The following is an 18,025-nucleotide window of genomic DNA, read 5'->3' on the forward strand; positions in this document are numbered from 1 at the left end:
GGTTCTTCGGTCAGTTGGAAAAACGGTTTTCGGGCAGGCCTTGAGCTACCCCCTCCACGGCGAACAATGCTCCGGCCAGCGGCTCTGCCGCCCTCTGCACATCGGACAGGAATTTCGAAGCCGTGGTGATGTAGAGCGTCTTCAGATCGGCACCGCCGAAACAGACACAGGTGGGATTTGTCACCGGAAGTGGGATAACGGTGTCGATCCTGCCATCGGGACCATAGCGAACCACGCGCCCGCCTGCGAAAAATGCGGTCCACAGACCGCCATCGGCATCGAAGCATGCACCGTCCGGCCGCTCACCTGTAGCCGAATAATCTGCGAAGAGACGCTGGCCGCTTATCTCCCCGTCTTCGGGATCCATGTCGAAGACGAAGCTCTGATGTCGACGCGTGTCGGTGAAATGAAATCGGCGCGCATCCGGTGAAAAGGCGATGCCATTGCTCACGATAATATCGCCCAGCAGATGCTTGACCGTTCCATCAGGGTCAACCCGGTAGAGTGAACCGTTCGGACGGTGCAACTGATTGTCCATCGTCCCGACCCAGAAACGACCCCAGCGATCAACCCTGCCGTCATTGAGACGGTTGTCCAAACCCTCCTCAACCTTGGCAAATGGTGTCAGGGCTCCATCTTGATCACGGATCACAAGTTCGAGGTCCTGCGCCAAAAGGTGCCCTCCACTTTCAGTCAGCGCTTGGCTACCAAGGAATGTCGGCTTGGGATCCGGAAATACGTCATGGGAATCCGCTGCCGGATCGAGACGCTGTAGCTTCGGCTTTTCGATATCGAGCCACCAGAGCAGTTGTTCGCGCTCACACCAAAGCGGCGTCTCTCCAAGTTGATCCGTTGCATTCACCGCGCATTCCACGCGGTGCGAATCGATGGTTCTGACTGTCATTTGCGGGGCATGCCTTCCGGACGTATGAATTTCTTCAGGGCGGCGATCCGGAAAATGGCATTGGGCGCACCATAGCCGGCGTATTTTCGCCGCTCTACGATTTCGAAAAAGAAACCTTCTCCGTAAGTGCCGCTGTAGAGCTGGAAATATTCGCCATGCTCGTCGCGATCGTAGAGAATGTTTTCGGCCTTCAGTCGATCGGTCAGTTCGGGATCGAGGCCGAAGCGCGCTTCGACATCGCCATAGTAATTTGGCGAAATCTGGAGCCGCTGGAAACCGTTCTCCGTCAGCCGTTCGGCAGTCGCGAAGATGTCATCGGTCTCAAAGGCTATATGCTGGATTGCGGAGCCCAGTGTCTCGGCGATGAAATGCCCGGCGAGGGTGCGCCGGTTTTCCGCTCCATTCAGCGTGATGCGAAGACTGCCGTTGTCGTTTTCAATAACCTGGCTGCGCACGACGCCACTGGGATCGATGATGTCGACCATCGGCGTCTTCTGCGTCGCAAAGATCGACGTGTAGAACAACAGCCAGGTGAGCATCTCGTCATAGCCGACTGTCTGGGCCAAATGATCGATGCGCTTCAGGCCAGTGCTTCGGGTGTGCTCCCTTTCGTCGACCGCCACGAAATCTATTTCGGAGAAGCGCCCAAGATCACTTTGCTCATCGATCAGGTAGACAAGACCTCCTCCGACGCCGCGGATGGCGGGAATTGACAATTCACCTCGCGCAACCGGCTGGCTGAATGCTTCGGCGTTCAGCGCAAGAGCCCGCTTCATTGCCTCGCCGGCATCCTCAACCTTGAGCGCCATGGCATAGGCCGATGTGCCGTGTACCGCCTGCGAAGCGCTGGCGAAACCGGCACTGTCCGTATTGACCAGTAATCGAATGTCACCCTGCTGAAAGACTTCGACATTCTTGCTGCGATGCTGGGCGGCCTTGCGGAACCCCATCGTGCGCAACAGCGAAATGAGACCCGGCGCTTCTATCTCGTCCGTTGCGAATTCGACAAAGCCGACACCGCTGATCTCAGCACGCGCCGGCATGTCCGGGACAGTGATCGCAGGCGCCTTGCCGATACGCTTTACCTGATCGCCGAGATAGACCAGCGAGCGGTGACCGTCGGCCGCAATTTCGCGCGTCGACCCGCCGCGAAACTGGTCATTGAAGATCTCCAGAGAGAGATAGCCATCATAGCCCGTTTCGGCGACCGCTGAGCTGAAGGCCGTGACCGGCAGATCGCCTTCGCCCGGCATATTGCGGAAGTGCCGGCTCCAATAGAGAAGATCCATGTCGATGAGCGGGGCGTCTGCCAGTTGCACGATGAAGATCTTGTCCTTGGGGATGGAGCGGATCGAATTGATGTCGATCTTGCGCGAAAGCGTGTGGAAGCTGTCGAGGATCAGGCCGATATTGGGATGGTCGGCGCGCCGCACGATTTCCCAGGCGTCGCGGTGATCGTTGATGTGCCGACCCCAGGCAAGTGCTTCATACCCCACTTTGAGGCCGCGTTTGGCTGCGCGCGCGCCAAGCTCGCGAAAATCATCCGCTGCCCGGTCTATGCCGCCCAGGGACACGCCGGACACGTTGGAGCAGACCAGCAGAAGATCAGCGCCCAGTTCCTGCATGACGTCGAATTTTCGCTCGGCACGATCAAAGGTGCGCGCGCGAAGCGGATCCGGCATGCCTTCGAAATCGCGAAACGGCTGGAACAGGGTGATCTCCATGCCGAGATCGCGCACCATCCGCCCCACATCCTTTGGACTGCCGTCAAAGGCCAGGAAGTCGTTCTCGAAGATTTCCACGCCATCGAATCCGGCTCGCGCGATCGCCTCCAGCTTCTCGGGAAGTTCGCCGCTGATGGAGACGGTCGCAATCGAGGTCTTCATGAACCTACTCCCGTGGCAATCTTTTCAACGCCTGCCGATCGAGTTGTCAGTTCAGCAAAATGACGCAGCATTCGCGCGGGATCAGGTTCGAGGCCGGTGAACTGTCTGAACGCCCCGACAGCCTGAAAAACGGCCATACCGCCCCCATTGACGACACGGCAACCAAGTGCACGCGCAGTTGCCAGAAGCTCTGTTTCCAGAGGGAAGTAGACGATCTCGGAGACCCAGAGGTCCGGTCTCAGGCAGGTTTCAGGGAGTGGCAGCCCCGGATACTTTGCCATCCCGGTCGGTGTCGCATGGACAAGACCCGTTGCATCTTGAGAGGCGGCGACCGGATCGTCGCTGTGATCAAGGTTGGCCTTGGGGAACAGCGTCTTGAGGGCACTTGCCAGTTGTTCAGCCCTTGCTTCATTCTGATCGACAATCGTCAGCGATTCGGCACCGAGCTGGAGGATTGCAAAGGCTGTTGCCGCACCGGCACCTCCGGCACCCAATTGCGCCACATGCCTAAGATCTGCATCCGGCAGGCCGCGGCGAAATCCCTCGGCAAAACCCCACCAATCCGTATTCAAACCTTGCCGTTTGCCATTTGACAAAACGATCGTATTGACGGCACCCAGCATGCGCGCCTCGTCCGACAAACCGTCGAGATGCTCCATGACTTGCTGCTTGCAGGGATAAGTAATGTTGAGGCCACAGAAGCCCTTATCCTCGGCCTCAGAGATTAGGTCCGCCAGGCGGGCTGCACCGCCTTCGATCTCATTCAGGTCGATGATGGCGTAGTCATAGTCGAGACCAAGATGACGTCCCTCAGCCATGTGCAAGGCAGGAGTAAGTGAGGCCTGTATGCCAGCGCCAATCAGGCCGGCTCGTTTCACGAGATCAGAATGCTGCATATTTACGGGCGCTGCCGAGCAGCCGGCGCTTTTATGCCGGTTGGGGTCGACGGCCACCTCTCCTCCATGGCGAAAGTCAACGCCCGGAAAATAATGTACGAACTAGTTCGTGTCAATTGGCGCATGCGATCTGGTTGAAACGCGTGCTGCTTGTGCTCTAAGAAGGAACCGAAGTCCGGGCGGTGGAATGATCCCGTGACGCAGGGGAGTTTGAGACCGCCAATGCCGAAGCCAAGCCAATCAACGCGCAAGAACGACCCTGAAAAGACCCGCGAAGACATCTTGACCGTTGCGACCGAGGAATTCGCCTCCCGTGGTCTCGCCGGCGCGCGGGTGGATGCGATTGCAGAAAAGACGCGTGCCTCCAAGCGGATGATCTACTACTACTTCGAATCGAAGGAGGGCCTGTATCTCGCTGTCCTAGAGCGCACCTATCGAAAGATCCGCTCGCTAGAGGCCGATCTCGAACTGTCCGGCATGCCACCGGAGCAGGCCTTGCGGGTCCTAATCTCCTCGACCTTCGACCACGACGAGGCAAACCCCGATTTCGTGCGTCTGGTCAGCAGCGAGAACATTCATCTGGCCGTCCATATGCAGCGTTCGGCCGAAATCCGCGACCTCAACATCTCGATCATCAACACGCTCGAAGAAATTCTCAAGCGAGGACAAGCGGACGGCACCTTCAAGCGCGATGTCGATCCCATCGACCTGCACATGCTGATCAGCGCCTTCTGCTTTTTTCGCGTCTCCAACCGCCATACTTTCGGGACGATTTTCCGCCGTGACCTCTCGGCACCCGTCTTTTACGGCAGACACAAGACCATGATCTGTGATGCGGTGATCGACTATTTAAAGGCTGCGGTCATATAGGTCACCGTAAATTGACCTGCTAGCACAAGGCACTTCTTCCTCGTCTAACTCGCTGATCTCGGCATTCAGTTCCTCGGCGGCTACAGGGACTTCGCTGACGGTGGGTGTGACGCTAAAGGTTCCAGCCTCGAGATGAACTCCTTCGAGCTTTCCTGATCGGGCTCTGTGCGTCAAACGCGTCAGGTTGAAGTCGAGCATCTAACGGGCCGCGGCAAACCACCACGCGCCGTCGCTCTGGAGGCCCAAACCGAGACGATCCTCTTCCTTCATCGTGATGAATGTCGACCGCGGAACGGCTTTGGCGCATGAATAAAAATTCATTGTTTTCTGCTTATTCGGTTGCGATCGAAACCAACTTGATTGGTCCAGCATACCGTATGGATATAACGCCAGTCGCCGCCATCACATCGGCAAGACGAAATTCAAGCTAACGAACTGGGCAGAGTACGAGGTGGGCCTTCGCCGCCGCGGTAGTTTGACCCTTTAGACGACGCCCGAAGCTTTGGCGGCCTGGATTGCCCGGCGTCGCATGACGCCTGGTGGCCAGCCGCTATATTCAGATCTGCCGCTCGAAACCACGCTGATGCTGGGCATGGTGTTCGGACTGCGTTTGCGCCAGAGCGAAGGGCTTCTGAGTTCGGTGTTTGATCTGATGGCATTGGATCTGCCTGCGCCCGATCACACGACACTCAGTCGACCGACAAGAACCTGGATGCCAACAGTCGAGCAACGGGCTCAAGATTTATGGTACCGGTCAATGGCTGGAAGAAAAACATGAGGCAAAGTCCCGGCGTGGCTGGCGCAAACTGCACCTGGCTGTTGATGCCGACAGTGGCGAGATCATCGCAAATAGCCTGACAGACCAGGAGGCCGGCGATGCCTCGCAGCCGGGGCTCTTGCTGGATCAGGTCGATGATCAGATCCGCCAGCTCGCTGCCGATGGAGCCTATGATGGCACTCCAGCCTATGACGCAGTACTGCGTCACACCGCAGGCGCGAGGGTCGTCATTCTCCACCGCGCTCAAACGCGATTGAACGGCCCAAAGCCCAAGCATCCTGCCAGAGAGACGATCACATAGCCTCTATGCAGACAGATGGCCGGCTGAAATGGCAAATCGGTACTGGCTACGGCAAACGAGCTTTGGTTGAAACCGCGATGGGACGATATAAAGGCGTCATTGAACAGCGTTTGCGCGCTCGGTCTTTCCTCGCTCAACAGGCAGAAGCTGCGATCGGCGCCGCCAATCTTAACCGAATGCTGGCCTGCGCACGCCCGAAATCCGTCCGTTGCCATGCATCGGCGGGAGCAACCAAATAAGCCAGCCCATCAAAGACCGAATACCGCACATTAGCTGATCCACGCACCAACGCCCCAAACAATGGCTTCACTCGATGGAGTGAGTTTGAAGCACCGAGTTATTCAACGTGTTCGAACCGGATCGACTGCGCCCCTTCCCACAATGTCTTGTTTCCAAGCTCTGCGAGTTTATCAAGATTGGAGGTCAAAGTGATGAAGTGATTGCCAGCAAGCTGACCCATTTTCGACGAGAAGTCGACGCCGCCATAGGCCAGCAATATCTCAGTCTCGCTGATGCCGCCTGGATACAAAATGATTTGGCCCGGCGCTGGATGGCTAGTGTGGTTCTCATATCCGACGCCGAAATTGAAATCGCCAAGCGGGATCCAGACACCTTCTCCGGACCAGCGCACATGTACGATCTGTCCATCGAACGGCATGCGCTCGATGAATGCCTGACAGGTTTGCGGCGCTTTTTCGGTTTCAAGCACAGCGTCGAATGTGAACGGACCGGCGGTGATTTTCAGTTTCATAATTGTCTTTCTCCAGCTTAATTAAATTGATTGGGTCGTTCGCGTACGCGCGGATCGGTAATCGCCATCACCTTTTTTGCCTTGAAGGTCGCCTTCGCTGATCATCACTCTCCCACCCAGAATGACCGTTGTTGGCCAACCGGTGATTTCGGTGCCCTCGTAAGGCGAATAATCGGCGCCGTCGTGCAGCTCGGCATGTCTGATTGTGCGCTTGACTGATGGGTCCCATATGGAAATGTCGGCGTCCGCACCGATGGAAATTGTGCCCTTTTCAGGATACAGCCCATAGGTCTTTGCGTGGTTCGTCGCCGACAACGCAACGAAGCGCGGCAAATCAATCCGGCCTTTCATGACGCCTTCAGAAAACAGGATTGGCAAGCGCGTCTCGACGCCAGGGATGCCGTTAGGGATATGCCGAAAGCTCGTCAGCCCCTTCGGACTGCGCTTGCCCCGCTCGTCGTCATAACGGAATGGGCAATGGTCGGATGAGAACAGATCAAATATGCCAGTTTCAATGCCTCTCCAGCATTCATCCTGAGCGGCTTTGTCGCGTGGCGGCGGCGAGCAAACGAACTTGGCACCCTCCCAGTCCATACCGTCCAGGTCGTCAGCGGTTAGCAGAAGGTATTGCGGGCAGGTCTCTCCCACCACCTTGACGCCCCGTGCACGCGCGCGCGCTATTTCTTCGATCGCTTGGCCATTTGAGACGTGCACAATAACGATTGGCACATCGACGACTTCCGCGAGCGTCAGTGCACGATGGGTGGCTTCGCGTTCAACGGCCACAGGTCTTGTTGATGCATGTGCGCGCGGCGCTACATCGCCAGCCGCTTCGTGCCGCTCGATCAGAAAACGGATGGCATCCTCGTTTTCACAATGAACCATGACAGTGGCACCCGTTGAACGCGCGACATCGAGGGTCTTCAAAATCTCAGCATCGCTTAGTCTTAAATCCTCATAGGTCATAAAGACCTTGAATGAGGAATAGCCGTCCGCTGCGAGTGCTGGCAGTTCCTGGCTAAGAAGAGAATCGTTTGGATCCGTGACAATCAGGTGAAAGCTTACATCTGTGTAGCAGTTTCCATCTGCAAGCTGGTGATAAGAATTCAGCGCTTCACGCATTGGTCTGCCTTTCTCCTGAAGGCAGAAAGGCATGATGGTGGTATTGCCACCGAAAAGAGCAGAGCGCGTGCCGCTTTCGAAATCATCAGCCATAACAATACCATCGCCAGACGGCTGAGAAATATGGACATGACTATCGATCCCGCCGGGCAGCACATACTTTCCGGTGGCGTCGATCACCCGTCCTGCTTCTTTCAGGTCCAGACCGATCTGCGCAATCCTACCGTCGATGATTCCGATATCGGCTTTGAATACATCAGACGCGGTTGCAATTGTTCCGCCCTTGACGACGAGGTCGAACTTGCTCATCTCACTGCCTCTCAATGATGAAGGATTTTGCTAAGGAATGCCTCGGCGCGGGGATTCTGGCGATTGTTGAAGAAATCTTCTGTCGCTCGATCCTCGACGATCTCACCTTGATCGATGAAGATCATCCGTGTCGCTACCTTTCGCGCGAAGCCCATCTCATGGGTGACAACCATCATCGTCATGCCTTCGCGCGCAAGTTCTGTCATGACGTCCAGCACCTCGGAGATCATCTCGGGATCCAGCGCCGAAGTCGGCTCGTCAAACAACATGGCTTTGGGATTCATGGCGAGGGCACGTGCAATTGCGACACGCTGCTGCTGTCCACCGGACAACTGGCCTGGATACTTGTGTGCGTGTCCAGTCATGCCGACGCGCTCGAGCAGATCGCCTGCGCGTTTCTTGGCGAAACTTTCGCTGCGACCCAAGACGATACGTTGCGCCAGAGCAATGTTGGCTTCAATTGTCAGATGAGGAAATAGTTCAAAATTCTGAAACACCATACCGATGCGCAAACGCAGAGCAGGAAGGTCGGTCGAAGGATCATTTACCTCTATTCCATCAACCCGGATCGAACCCTTTTGGATCGGCTCCAGCGCATTAACGCATTTGATGAGCGTCGACTTGCCAGATCCGGACGGCCCGCAAACCACGACGACTTCGCCCTTGGACACTGTCGTGGAGCAGTCCTTGAGAACGGCGATGTCTCCATAAGATTTAGTGACGCCGTTGATCTCGATCATGATCGCTCTCCTTCGAAACGAGAAATGGAAAATGCAGACATGTCGCGATCAGGGTCACGACCTTGTATTAGTTCGGCTGTGAGCTGTCCGACGATTGGTCCAAGCGTAAATCCGTTGGACGTAACTGCATTGAAGAAACCCGGCATTGCAGGGTGTTCGCCGATAATCGGCGCGCCATCGATATTGATGTTCATAGCCGCCCAGCTACGGATGACGTGCAGCTTACGAAGACCGGGCACCACATGCTGTGCAACCCAGAGATTTCCCTCAAGGCTAGATAACATGGGACGCGGGTGACTGTGGATAGGATCGAGCCCCGCCGTCCAACCACCACCGATCAGAAAGTTTCCGTTGGCGGCCTGCTTGAGCGTCAAATGTCGATCAGCATGCGCAATAAGATGAGAAATTGCAGGTGCTGCCGCCTCCGTCACGACCATCTGCAAGGGCGCTCCGAAAACAGGCACCTGAAGCTTCAGCATGGCGCCGATGCGAGATGCAAATGCGCCTGCTGCATTGACAATTCGCCCTGCCCTCAGAACGCCCCTCGACGTCGCAATGGTATAGCCAGCGCCCTCGCGTGTTATCGACAGCACCTCGGTGCGATCGAATATGCGTGCTCCGGCTGCAACAGCCCCGTCATGAACATGACGGGTCGCAACAAGTGGATTTATCTTGCCCTCCTGCGGGCAATAAGATGCACCAATCATGGCAGGCGAAAGGGCTGGCTCCAATTTTTGCAAGTCTTCACGCGTGATCACATGGCACTCAATACCATTCTCGCGTTCGACACGTGTCTTCTCTTCGAGGAACCGCATGTGAGCTTCCGTCTCTGCCACCATCAGACCGCCGGTGATCTTCATCTCGAAGTCACGCCCCAACCGCTTTTCCAAAGATTGCCAGAGAACAATGGAGTCCCGCTGAAGGGACAGACTGCGCGCGGCCGGACCACCGCCAGCTTCGGCACGAGCCCCGTGATCAAATGACAATAACTGGGCATGCAGGCTGCCAGCATTGCCGCCCGAGGCAAGGCCGCCAGGAAAACCGCGTTCCAGAATCACGACCTCTTCGCCTGCTTCAGCCAGGAAAAGCGCCGTAGACAGACCGGCGATCCCTGCTCCGATGACGACGGTCGCGGCTGTGGCCAGAGGCAATGGGTCACTGTGAGGAATAGGGGGACGCTGCGGCAGAAGGGCGCGCTTGTGCCCTCCCCATTCTGGTTTTTCAACAGCGAGTGCTGCAAGCGGCACCGGGCGCAGAGGAATTTGCGGGGCCAATAGCCCGATTGTCTCGTTGACAGGGCGCTCGGTCAGGGTCGAGAGCGCGGGCCCACAGTATCGGCCTTGGCAGCGGCCCATACCTGCCCTCGTCAGACGCTTCAAACTGGCGATATCAGTTGGTCCCTGAGCGGCAATGGCCCTCAGCGTTCCCATCGCCACGCTCTCGCAGCGACAGACCAAGGCATCTTCGGCAGTCGGCAGGCTAGGCTTGGTCCCCTTGAACAAGCGCCACAAAGAGCTCTGAAATGCCCTCGCTCGATTAAGCTTTTCCTGCGCTTTAGGGTCAGGCCGCACGTCAAATCCAAGTTTTGCGGCAACCGCAAGACCTGCCAGTTTTCCCTCAGCCAAGGCGACATTGGCTCCACCAAAACGAACCGCCTCGCCGACGATATGGATGTCCGGAAGGGAGCTCTCGCCCGCCGCCCCACAGACCGCCGCGAGCGTGCCGTCAGACGCCACCGAGTGTGCGCAACCAAGCAGGCGCGACAACTCGTTGGATGATGCGAAATCACCGCCTAAAAGCACGGTGTCGACATCAACGACCATCTCTTTGTCTGGACCGTTCAACACCGCCTGCTCGACACGGTCACTGCCACGGATCGCGGCGATCTGTGTTTGCCAGGCAAGCGTGACACCGCCGAGTTTCAATCGGGCAAGTTCGCGCGCACCTTTCAGCGCTAGGGCCTGATCCTGGCGCAAGATAGCCAAACTATCGGCCGGTCGCATCCAGGGCGCTTGCGCACGTTCGGCAAGGCAGACGACCTCTCCTCCCGCCTTCAGGATCTCGTTGGCAACCTGGATATTGAGGGGACCATTGCCAGCGATGAGTATCCGTCGACCCGGCAACGTCCCATAGCTCCGCAACAGTGTCTGTGCAGCACCAGCTGTCATGACGCCCGGCAACGTCCAGCCGGGAACTGCCGGTGGACGTTCATAAGCCCCCGTGGCGATAACCAGCATGCGTGGACGGCAATAGAAGGCGCCATCCGGACCTAGACAAGAAATCACTGTGCCCGACAACGCATCTCGCGCGCCACCCCAGACGGTAACACCCGACAAGATCCTCACCCCCAGAGATCGGGCACGCTCTATCAGTTCTCGACCATCCGCCGCCTGGCGATCATCGGCCAGGACTATGTCTGCAGCAGTTGTGTTCGGCTGCTTGTAGAACTGCCCTCCCAAGGTATGGCGTTCATCAATGAGCGTCACCGACGCCCCCACCTCCGCCATCGCGACTACGGCAGCCAGACCACCAGGTCCGGCGCCGATAACAAGCGCGTCCATCACAAGTTGCTCCAGCACTTGCGGCACTGCTCGCAGGTCCTGGAGAGTAACGGAAGAGATGTCAGGCTTTGACTGCTGGCGCTCAATAACCATGCCATCGGAAATGGACATCATGCAGGATCTTTGACTGGTGCGACCGTCGACCGTTACCAGACAGTCGTTGCAAACGCCCATGCCACAAAACACGCCGCGCCTGGCTCCCCCTGCATCCGTGGAAAAGTCAGGGAGAGCAAGCCTCGTCAATGCAGCAGCAACCGACAGACCCCTCTCGACACGATATTCCCTGCCATCCACGAATATGGTGGACCTTTCATTGGGCAAGCTTGCCTGGGTCATCGGCGCGACTCCGTTTGGGCTCTATTGAAAGCGCAGGTCGTAACGTTCGACCAATGCTTTCATTGAGTCATCCTGGGTCGCCGGCAATGGCAGGCGTGGCGGAAGTGGCGCTCCAGCGGCAAAGCCCATGTGGTTCAACAGTGCCTTGGAGCCAGCGACATAGGCTTGTCCGCCGACCGCCTGGATGACGGGAAGCCATTCTAGGTAGAGATCGCGAGCTTCGTCGTACTTCTTGTCGTCTGCCGCAAGTGTGAAGATGCGTGCCATCGCAGCCGGAGCAACGTTGGAAGCAACAGCGACCCACCCTTGCGCGCCCATAACGAATGACTCGAACCCTAAGATGCCGCCGAAGGGCGTCATGTCATTGCCAGCAAGCCGAACGATATCTCGGATACGGGTGACTTCGAGCGTCGACTCCTTGACATAGTCACAGCCATCAATTTTTGCGATACGAGCGAGAAGCTCCGGCTTCAGGTCCACATTGGAGGTGGCAGGATTGTTATAGACCATGATCGGGATCGATATGGACGCTGCGATCTCCCGGTAATGCGTAACGATTTCATCATCCGTCGGCGTCGAATAGAAAGGCGGGATGATCATAACGCCATCCGCGCCCATGGCTTCCGCCTTCCGGCTCAGCCTGATGGCCTCACGGGTGTCTTCGGCTCCGGTGCCGATCAGCACCGGAACACGTCCAGCGGCAGTCTCGATAACCGTGCGCGCGACTCCATCCCAATCCGCTTCAGATAGAGACAGGAATTCCCCCGTCGAGCCGAGCGGGATGAGCCCGTGTATGCCTTCGCGGATTTGCCAATCTGTAAAGGCAGCCAGCGCCTGCAGGTCGACCTTGCCTTCGGCATCGACGGGCGTGATCATCACGGTGAAGACACCGCGAAACATCTTGGACATGCAATTCATTCCCTTATTTATAAATCAGCGCTGTTCAGCGAGTTGGATCGGCGCGGTTGACTGGCCAAAGCGCCTTTCGATCCGTCTTTGTATGAAATCCCAAACGGTGGTGAGGAGCAGGTAATAGATGGCCGCCACGGCGAAAAGTTCGAGCACCATGAACTTCTCCTGGATGAGGACCTGCGTCCGACGCAAGAGCTCCTCCATCGAAATTACCGAGGTCACCGAGGTCGTCTTCAAAAGACCATTGACGGAGTTTCCGAGTGGAGGAATGATAATCTTGAACGCCTGCGGAATAACGATGTAACGCAAGATCTGGTGCTCAGTCATTCCAAGCGCTCTTGCTGCCCGCGACTGCCCCTCGGGTACAGCTTCGATACCGGAACGAATGATTTCGGCTAGATAGGCGGCTTCATTCAAAGCAAGCCCTATAAGCGCTGCCTCTACAACGGAGAAGCGAATGCCAAGCTGAGGCAACGCGGTGTAGATCACGATCAACTGCACCAGCAGCGGTGTGCCTCGAAAAATCCAGATATAGACCCAGCCGATGCCCCTCAGCACCCGAAGCTTAGATCGACGCGCCAAAGCCACGATGAAGCCGAGTATGAGGCCGGCAATCAGCGAGGTGCAGGTCAACCAAAGAGTGGTCACCACACCGCCCAGAATGAAGGGATTGACGAGATAGTCGAAGAAACCGGACCAGTTCCAGAATGACATGGCGACACTTCCTAGTGCTTGGGGTGCCGACGAGAGCCGGCACCCGAGATAAAGGCAACCTTATCGGTTCAGCGGCCTGGGCCCTTTACTGTATAATCACCATCGACCATGGGCATTCCATAGGTGTCGAAAAGCTTGCCGAGCGATCCGTCTGCCTTCATTTCCTGGAGGACGGAAGAAACTGCATCGGATAGAGCCACGCTCTTGAACGCAACGGCGACAGGTGCGGGATAGAGACCGCTAACGGCGCGACGGAAGTCGCCACGGGCATCATATTCCTTGGCTACGCCATCGATGGAAACCACGCCGTCAACCTGTCCGGCACGAAGCGCCTGATAGGCCAGCGCGAAGTTGTCGAACGTCAGGATCGTCAAGCCAGTTTTGCCAGCAGCCTTCAGTTCTTCGTCAAGCAGGCGCGTCTTGGTTTCTTCAAAGCCACCGATTTCGACGCCAATGCGCATGCCATCAAAGTCATCCTTGGACTTGACCGCCTCGTTTGTGGTTGCCACGGAGATGCTGATCGCCTGATCTTCATAAGGGATCATCTGCATCATGGCAGCACGCTCGGGCGTGAAGAAAATGCCCGTATTGATCATGTCCCAACGGCCAGCCTGAAGACCCGGTATCATTGCTGAGAACTCGATGCGGACATATTCTGGCGTGAGGCAAAGGCGCTTGGCAATTTCGATGCCTAGCTCGACGCGCATCCCCTTGAGTTCACCGGATGAATCAACGAACTGCAACGGCGGCAAGGTGGGGTTCGTCGACATGACGAGCGTCCCGGGTTTTACCAGCTCAGAGTCGGCAACCTTCGGCGTGCAGGTTTGGGAAAATGCGGACACTGCGGTGGACAGCAGCAGGGCGGAGGCGATGGAAATCAAACGAAATGTCATGGAACCCTCTGGTTTTCACAATCTTATAGCGGACCAAATTTTCAATGCATTGCGCTGGCGCATTCATTTGGTATACCACTTCCATACACATAATTACGCGATCCGCAACAGTTTCCTTTGAACAAGGAGAAGAAGTGAACACCAGCATCTGGAACAAACGGCTGCGGCGACGCTCAGTAGGTCGCGAGCACGTTCCTGCGAATATGCTCAAGATGCAACGACATGGCGATACGCGCGGCCTCACCGTCCCGCGCGCTCAGTGCACGCAGAATGCCTTGATGATCGGCAAGCCCTGGCTTGCGTTGAGCGAGCTTGCGCTGCCGTTCAAAGATCGTGGTATAGCGCCGCATTTGGGCGATGGTATCGGCCATGAAAGGATTTCCGCTGGCCAGGGCAATCCCGTTATGGAGTGCATCATCGAATGCCCAGATAAAATTAGGTTCAGGATCCGGGTCAGCGTCGATGGCTTCCAGCATATGGTAAAGCTCATTGAGTGTTTCAGTAGGGATCGAACTGCAAGCCTGCGCCGCGGCAGTTGGCTCAATCAAGAGGCGCATGGCGATGCTGTTCAAATAGTCAGCGAGCGAAATCACCTTGACGGTGAGGACACCCTTGTCGTTGCGGACAACCAGCCCTTGCCCCTCAAGGCGGCCAAGCGCATCGCGCATCGGCGACCTGGAAACACCGAACCGAAGCGCAAGCCGCCGTTCCTGGACAACAGCTCCGCCGACCAACTGCGCCGAAAGAATTTCATCGAGCAGCGCCCTATAGGTTTCGTCGGCAAGACTTGTATCCGTCGCGACTTTTGCATCCATCGGTTGTACACTCCAAGGAATTTGACATTCCTAGCCGGTATGGACCATGGCTTGATGCTAGAAAAGCCTTTAGGGCAATATCAATGGCAATAGTACAACTACGGCTCGGAGGCCCAATGCATCGTGACTGAGGCTGATGCACATATTGAAATCGGAAAGGCGGCCAAGGAAACCGGCCACAAGCTTGCGGCTCTGGCATATAATGCGGTTTCAGACATGATCAGGCATCGCCGCCTTGGCGGCGGGCATGTCATCGTCGAGGCCAGACTTGCTGAAACTCTGGGAGTATCGCGCACGCCGTTACGCGAAGCGCTTCAGAGGCTTGAGGGTGAAGGCATGGTTCACAAAGGGGACAGCCGAAACTATGTCGTGCGGCAAGTGGATATCGGAGAATATATCCAGAGCCTTAAACTGCGGCTTCTAATCGAGCCGCAGGCTGCAATCCAGGCCATGCTTAGCATTCCCGGTCGCAAGCTGATCGAGGTACGGCGCGAGATCGACGAACTGATGGGCGCGACTGCCTATCACACTGACGCACACTGGTTTTCCGACGATCACTTGCACAATCTGATCATTGATTACTGCGGTAATGAGGTCATGGCTGGCGTGTTGCGAAACCTGCGTGCGACGACAAGGCTTTTCGAAATCGGCCAACTTAAGGACCGCCTGAAACCTGATTCGACGGAGCACCTGGTCATAATTGACGCACTCCAGAGGAAGGATGCGGAAGCGACCCACTGTGCTGTAGCAGCCCACATCGATAGCCTTATTGCCTTCGCCAGAATGCACATTGCAGTTTATGAGTAAGTAAAATAGCAATCCGCACGGCAGTCTTAACCTATGGCAAGGGCGTTGGTGCGCGTATCAGCGAATGTGCGGTATTCGGCCTTAGATCTTCTGGCTTATTCGGTTGCTCGCGCGGATGCTTGGCAACGGACGGCCTGCTGCCGGTTTTCGGACATCGAATTCGACTGTCCTCGTCGACTGGGATATCGACAACCTTGCGGCGATCCTGATCTTTGAGGAGTTAGCGCTTTGCCATCGTCCGACTCCACTCATGGACAATCTGCGCCGAGCGTCGTCGAGACGAGCCGGACAGAGAAATCAAAACTGGCACATGTCGGTGGCAATCCACAGAGATGGAATGTTGCACATCCGATCTACGGCATCGTTCCGGTTATGTTCGACCTTAACATACGATTTCGGCCTGCCCTTGTTCTGACCCCGACTTCGCCGGATGCAGGGCTTTGGAAGATGGCATAGGCGCATCCAGCTGGTTCTGCGATCCCAGTGCACCCTGGCAAAAAGGCACGGTCGAGAACACCAATAAACGTTTTCGCCGCTTTCTTCCCGGCAACACCGATCTGGTGTCGGTGTCACGATGCGACCTGACCACGCTTGCAAGACTACTCAACGATCAGCCGCGCAAAAGCCTAGGATGCCGGCGCAGGTCTTCATGGCAAATTTGCACGGAAACTCGCGCGCGCGCCTACCCTTCAAGCAGGCTTGATGCACTTGGGTTCGCTCCTCCCACAAGCCAAATCCGTTTAATTAACGTATGCGCTCCAACACCAAAAATAGTAGATTTGACGCGACGTACGATTGATGCAAACAATATAAAACTTATACTCATTATTTACAATAATAGCGCCCTAGCATCCTTGAAAAAGGTTAATTTATTCAATGACCACACTCGCCCCACAAAAGCGATTAGCCTACCTCGAGACTGCCCGGGGAATTGCTTCGATCATTGTGGTTTTCCACCATTTCCTGCTTGGGTTTTTCCCCTTACTTAGGGCACCTGTAACGCAGGGTGGGTTGGGGATGACACCGCTATATATCCTCGTAAACGGCACTGGCGCAGTGTATTTTTTTTTCACGCTCTCTGGCTTTGTACTAACGCTGAAATTTTACCAACGTTTTTCGGCTCCAGACTTCGTCGCTGCGGTGCTGAAACGGCTACCCCGACTGATGCTTCCAGTAGGTTTAAGCATGATGATCGGTGCTGCTATCCTGCTCTATTTACCCGATTCACACAACGCTGCCGCGAGGCTTACAGGTTCGGACTGGCTCGCAGCTTTCGCCAATCCCGGGCTCTCAATGGACTTAGTCCCAAGCTTCTCGCACGCGGCACGCAATTCGCTTCTCGTCTTCCTGTGGCCGGGTTATTCTGAATACAACTCAAATCTCTGGACGATGGTCTACGAGTTCTACGGTAGCGTACTAGTCTTCGCTCTAGTGGCGGCATGCAGCCTGTTGCTGCGTCAAAGGCTGCCGGGTGCAATCGCGTTTCACTTACTTCTCGCCCTGTTCTGTGTTGCGCTGCACCAAATGTACTTTCTTCCGTTCGTAATCGGATCGTTAATTGCCTTTCTCCACTGCAAGCGCCCAAGGCTATTTCAGCCTCCTTCTTGGGCGATAGTCATGATGATGACTACCATGATTGCAGGCTACTCGATCGACTACGGACCCGCCCTCATCTTAGCCTCCACAGCAGCGATGACCCTGCTTCTTTGTGTTCCCTCTTTGGAGTGGCGACTAGGTGGCCCGGTCGGCTTGTTCCTCGGACGGTTGTCCTTCCCTCTGTACCTCGTCCACGTTCTGGTGATCCTCAGCGTAACCAGTGCAGCCTATACCACGCTTACCGGCTACGGATGGCCTCGCGGGATAGTGTTGGCACTTAGTCTCGCACTTACATGGATGATTTCGCTTCTTGCAGCGCTGCCCTTCATGACACTGGAAAGGGTCTGGGTTCCGACACTCAACCGCTGGGCGCGGGCGTTTGTCCGGCACCTCATGGTGCAGCCTGTAGTTGATCCTTCAAAATAGGAATGATCCAATAAAATCAAGCTACATGTTCAGATATTAGCACCGCTGTCCGTATGTTACCTTTCGCGACCATGCTCTAAAGGGACGTTGTTGCGTGGATCGCAACTGATCTGATATCGGCGGTGGTTTCTGACCGCAGGACATTTTGAATGTCGCATAAGCACAATGAAGACCGTCTGCATAAGATACCCAAGCAGAAGTTCAAGGTTACGAATTGGCCGGTTTATAATGAAAGACTGAGACGGCGTGGTGATTTGACGGTCTGGATAAGCGATGAAGCACTTTCTCAGTGGCCTGCTCCACGGCGAACATCTCGAGGCGGCCAGCGGAAATATTCGGACTTGGCCATTAGCATATGGCTGACCTTGAGTGGTGTTTACGATCAGCCTTGCAGCAACGTCCACACCC

The 18,025-nt window shown here is 56.1% G+C and carries 15 protein-coding genes and 3 pseudogenes; 6 read left to right on the forward strand and 12 right to left on the reverse strand.

Annotated elements, in window-relative coordinates:
• Positions 1-10: 10 nt before the first annotated feature.
• From ACWPM9_RS21845 to ACWPM9_RS21855, 3 genes are read right to left on the reverse strand one after another with little or no spacing between them, the layout of a single operon-like run.
• On the reverse strand, positions 11-904 hold the full coding sequence (locus ACWPM9_RS21845) for an SMP-30/gluconolactonase/LRE family protein (RefSeq protein WP_484757964.1): 894 nt from the start codon (positions 902-904) through the stop codon (positions 11-13).
• Positions 901-2,790 (reverse strand): bifunctional sugar phosphate isomerase/epimerase/4-hydroxyphenylpyruvate dioxygenase family protein, encoded by a 1,890-nt coding sequence (locus ACWPM9_RS21850; protein WP_484757965.1) that lies wholly within the window; start codon positions 2,788-2,790, stop codon positions 901-903. The genes ACWPM9_RS21845 and ACWPM9_RS21850 overlap by 4 nt, the downstream gene beginning before the upstream one ends.
• On the reverse strand, positions 2,787-3,686 hold the full coding sequence (locus ACWPM9_RS21855) for a shikimate dehydrogenase (RefSeq protein WP_484757966.1): 900 nt from the start codon (positions 3,684-3,686) through the stop codon (positions 2,787-2,789). The genes ACWPM9_RS21850 and ACWPM9_RS21855 overlap by 4 nt, the downstream gene beginning before the upstream one ends.
• A gap of 222 nt (positions 3,687-3,908) precedes the next feature.
• Between ACWPM9_RS21855 and ACWPM9_RS21860 the strand changes: the two genes are divergently transcribed.
• Positions 3,909-4,556: a TetR/AcrR family transcriptional regulator gene (locus ACWPM9_RS21860; protein ID WP_484757967.1), complete on the forward strand. Its 648-nt coding sequence runs from the start codon at positions 3,909-3,911 to the stop codon at positions 4,554-4,556.
• Positions 4,557-4,562: 6 nt separating this feature from the next.
• On the opposite strand, the pseudogene ACWPM9_RS21865 reads toward ACWPM9_RS21860, so the two are convergent.
• Positions 4,563-4,850 (reverse strand): annotated as a pseudogene (locus ACWPM9_RS21865) (hypothetical protein); the annotation flags it as partial.
• A 76-nt stretch (positions 4,851-4,926) separates the two neighbouring features.
• Here ACWPM9_RS21865 and ACWPM9_RS21870 point away from each other — a divergent pair.
• Positions 4,927-5,874, forward strand: a pseudogene (locus tag ACWPM9_RS21870) (IS5 family transposase).
• Positions 5,875-5,972: 98 nt separating this feature from the next.
• Here the strand turns inward: ACWPM9_RS21870 and ACWPM9_RS21875 are convergent.
• The 8 genes from ACWPM9_RS21875 to ACWPM9_RS21910 form a co-directional block, all read right to left on the reverse strand.
• The gene (locus tag ACWPM9_RS21875) at positions 5,973-6,386 is read right to left on the reverse strand and encodes a DUF3830 family protein (protein WP_484757968.1); all 414 of its coding nucleotides are present in this window, start codon (positions 6,384-6,386) and stop codon (positions 5,973-5,975) included.
• A gap of 21 nt (positions 6,387-6,407) precedes the next feature.
• Positions 6,408-7,817 carry a dihydropyrimidinase gene (gene hydA, locus ACWPM9_RS21880; protein ID WP_484757969.1) on the reverse strand — a complete coding sequence of 470 codons (1,410 nt, stop codon included), beginning with the start codon at positions 7,815-7,817 and terminating at the stop codon, positions 6,408-6,410.
• A gap of 11 nt (positions 7,818-7,828) precedes the next feature.
• On the reverse strand, positions 7,829-8,557 hold the full coding sequence (locus ACWPM9_RS21885; RefSeq protein WP_484757970.1) for an amino acid ABC transporter ATP-binding protein: 729 nt from the start codon (positions 8,555-8,557) through the stop codon (positions 7,829-7,831).
• On the reverse strand, positions 8,554-11,454 hold the full coding sequence (locus tag ACWPM9_RS21890; RefSeq protein ID WP_484757971.1) for an FAD-dependent oxidoreductase: 2,901 nt from the start codon (positions 11,452-11,454) through the stop codon (positions 8,554-8,556). The genes ACWPM9_RS21885 and ACWPM9_RS21890 overlap by 4 nt, the downstream gene beginning before the upstream one ends.
• Before the next feature lie 21 nt (positions 11,455-11,475).
• On the reverse strand, positions 11,476-12,363 hold the full coding sequence (locus tag ACWPM9_RS21895; RefSeq protein WP_484757972.1) for a dihydrodipicolinate synthase family protein: 888 nt from the start codon (positions 12,361-12,363) through the stop codon (positions 11,476-11,478).
• Positions 12,364-12,387: 24 nt separating this feature from the next.
• On the reverse strand, positions 12,388-13,080 hold the full coding sequence (locus ACWPM9_RS21900) for an amino acid ABC transporter permease (RefSeq protein ID WP_484757973.1): 693 nt from the start codon (positions 13,078-13,080) through the stop codon (positions 12,388-12,390).
• 68 nt (positions 13,081-13,148) lie between these two features.
• Positions 13,149-13,973 carry an ABC transporter substrate-binding protein gene (locus tag ACWPM9_RS21905; RefSeq protein ID WP_484757974.1) on the reverse strand — a complete coding sequence of 275 codons (825 nt, stop codon included), beginning with the start codon at positions 13,971-13,973 and terminating at the stop codon, positions 13,149-13,151.
• Positions 13,974-14,146: 173 nt separating this feature from the next.
• A complete protein-coding gene (locus ACWPM9_RS21910) occupies positions 14,147-14,788 on the reverse strand; it encodes a GntR family transcriptional regulator (RefSeq protein ID WP_484757975.1) in 642 nt (213 codons plus the stop codon).
• A 123-nt stretch (positions 14,789-14,911) separates the two neighbouring features.
• Between ACWPM9_RS21910 and ACWPM9_RS21915 the strand changes: the two genes are divergently transcribed.
• From ACWPM9_RS21915 to ACWPM9_RS21930, 4 genes and pseudogenes are all read left to right on the forward strand, one after another.
• Positions 14,912-15,595 (forward strand): GntR family transcriptional regulator, encoded by a 684-nt coding sequence (locus tag ACWPM9_RS21915; RefSeq protein WP_484757976.1) that lies wholly within the window; start codon positions 14,912-14,914, stop codon positions 15,593-15,595.
• Between the two features lie 419 nt (positions 15,596-16,014).
• Positions 16,015-16,298, forward strand: a pseudogene (locus tag ACWPM9_RS21920) (transposase); the annotation flags it as partial.
• A gap of 173 nt (positions 16,299-16,471) precedes the next feature.
• The gene (locus ACWPM9_RS21925) at positions 16,472-17,617 is read left to right on the forward strand and encodes an acyltransferase family protein (protein WP_484757977.1); all 1,146 of its coding nucleotides are present in this window, start codon (positions 16,472-16,474) and stop codon (positions 17,615-17,617) included.
• A 149-nt stretch (positions 17,618-17,766) separates the two neighbouring features.
• The coding region (locus tag ACWPM9_RS21930; protein ID WP_484757978.1) for a transposase at positions 17,767-18,025 on the forward strand (259 nt) is incomplete at its 3' end.

It is taken from the genome of Agrobacterium sp. H141, from assembly GCF_057158725.1.

Coding starts and splice junctions, on each gene's coding strand:
- ACWPM9_RS21905 (WP_484757974.1), bottom strand. CDS start 13,973: ATGACATTTCGTTTGATTTCCATCGCCTCCGCCCTGCTGCTGTCCACC.
- ACWPM9_RS21890 (WP_484757971.1), bottom strand. CDS start 11,454: ATGACCCAGGCAAGCTTGCCCAATGAAAGGTCCACCATATTCGTGGAT.
- ACWPM9_RS21855 (WP_484757966.1), bottom strand. CDS start 3,686: ATGCAGCATTCTGATCTCGTGAAACGAGCCGGCCTGATTGGCGCTGGC.
- ACWPM9_RS21845 (WP_484757964.1), bottom strand. CDS start 904: ATGACAGTCAGAACCATCGATTCGCACCGCGTGGAATGCGCGGTGAAT.
- hydA (WP_484757969.1), bottom strand. CDS start 7,817: ATGAGCAAGTTCGACCTCGTCGTCAAGGGCGGAACAATTGCAACCGCG.
- ACWPM9_RS21885 (WP_484757970.1), bottom strand. CDS start 8,557: ATGATCGAGATCAACGGCGTCACTAAATCTTATGGAGACATCGCCGTT.
- ACWPM9_RS21875 (WP_484757968.1), bottom strand. CDS start 6,386: ATGAAACTGAAAATCACCGCCGGTCCGTTCACATTCGACGCTGTGCTT.
- ACWPM9_RS21850 (WP_484757965.1), bottom strand. CDS start 2,790: ATGAAGACCTCGATTGCGACCGTCTCCATCAGCGGCGAACTTCCCGAG.
- ACWPM9_RS21925 (WP_484757977.1), top strand. CDS start 16,472: ATGACCACACTCGCCCCACAAAAGCGATTAGCCTACCTCGAGACTGCC.
- ACWPM9_RS21900 (WP_484757973.1), bottom strand. CDS start 13,080: ATGTCATTCTGGAACTGGTCCGGTTTCTTCGACTATCTCGTCAATCCC.
- ACWPM9_RS21910 (WP_484757975.1), bottom strand. CDS start 14,788: ATGGATGCAAAAGTCGCGACGGATACAAGTCTTGCCGACGAAACCTAT.
- ACWPM9_RS21860 (WP_484757967.1), top strand. CDS start 3,909: ATGCCGAAGCCAAGCCAATCAACGCGCAAGAACGACCCTGAAAAGACC.
- ACWPM9_RS21895 (WP_484757972.1), bottom strand. CDS start 12,363: ATGTCCAAGATGTTTCGCGGTGTCTTCACCGTGATGATCACGCCCGTC.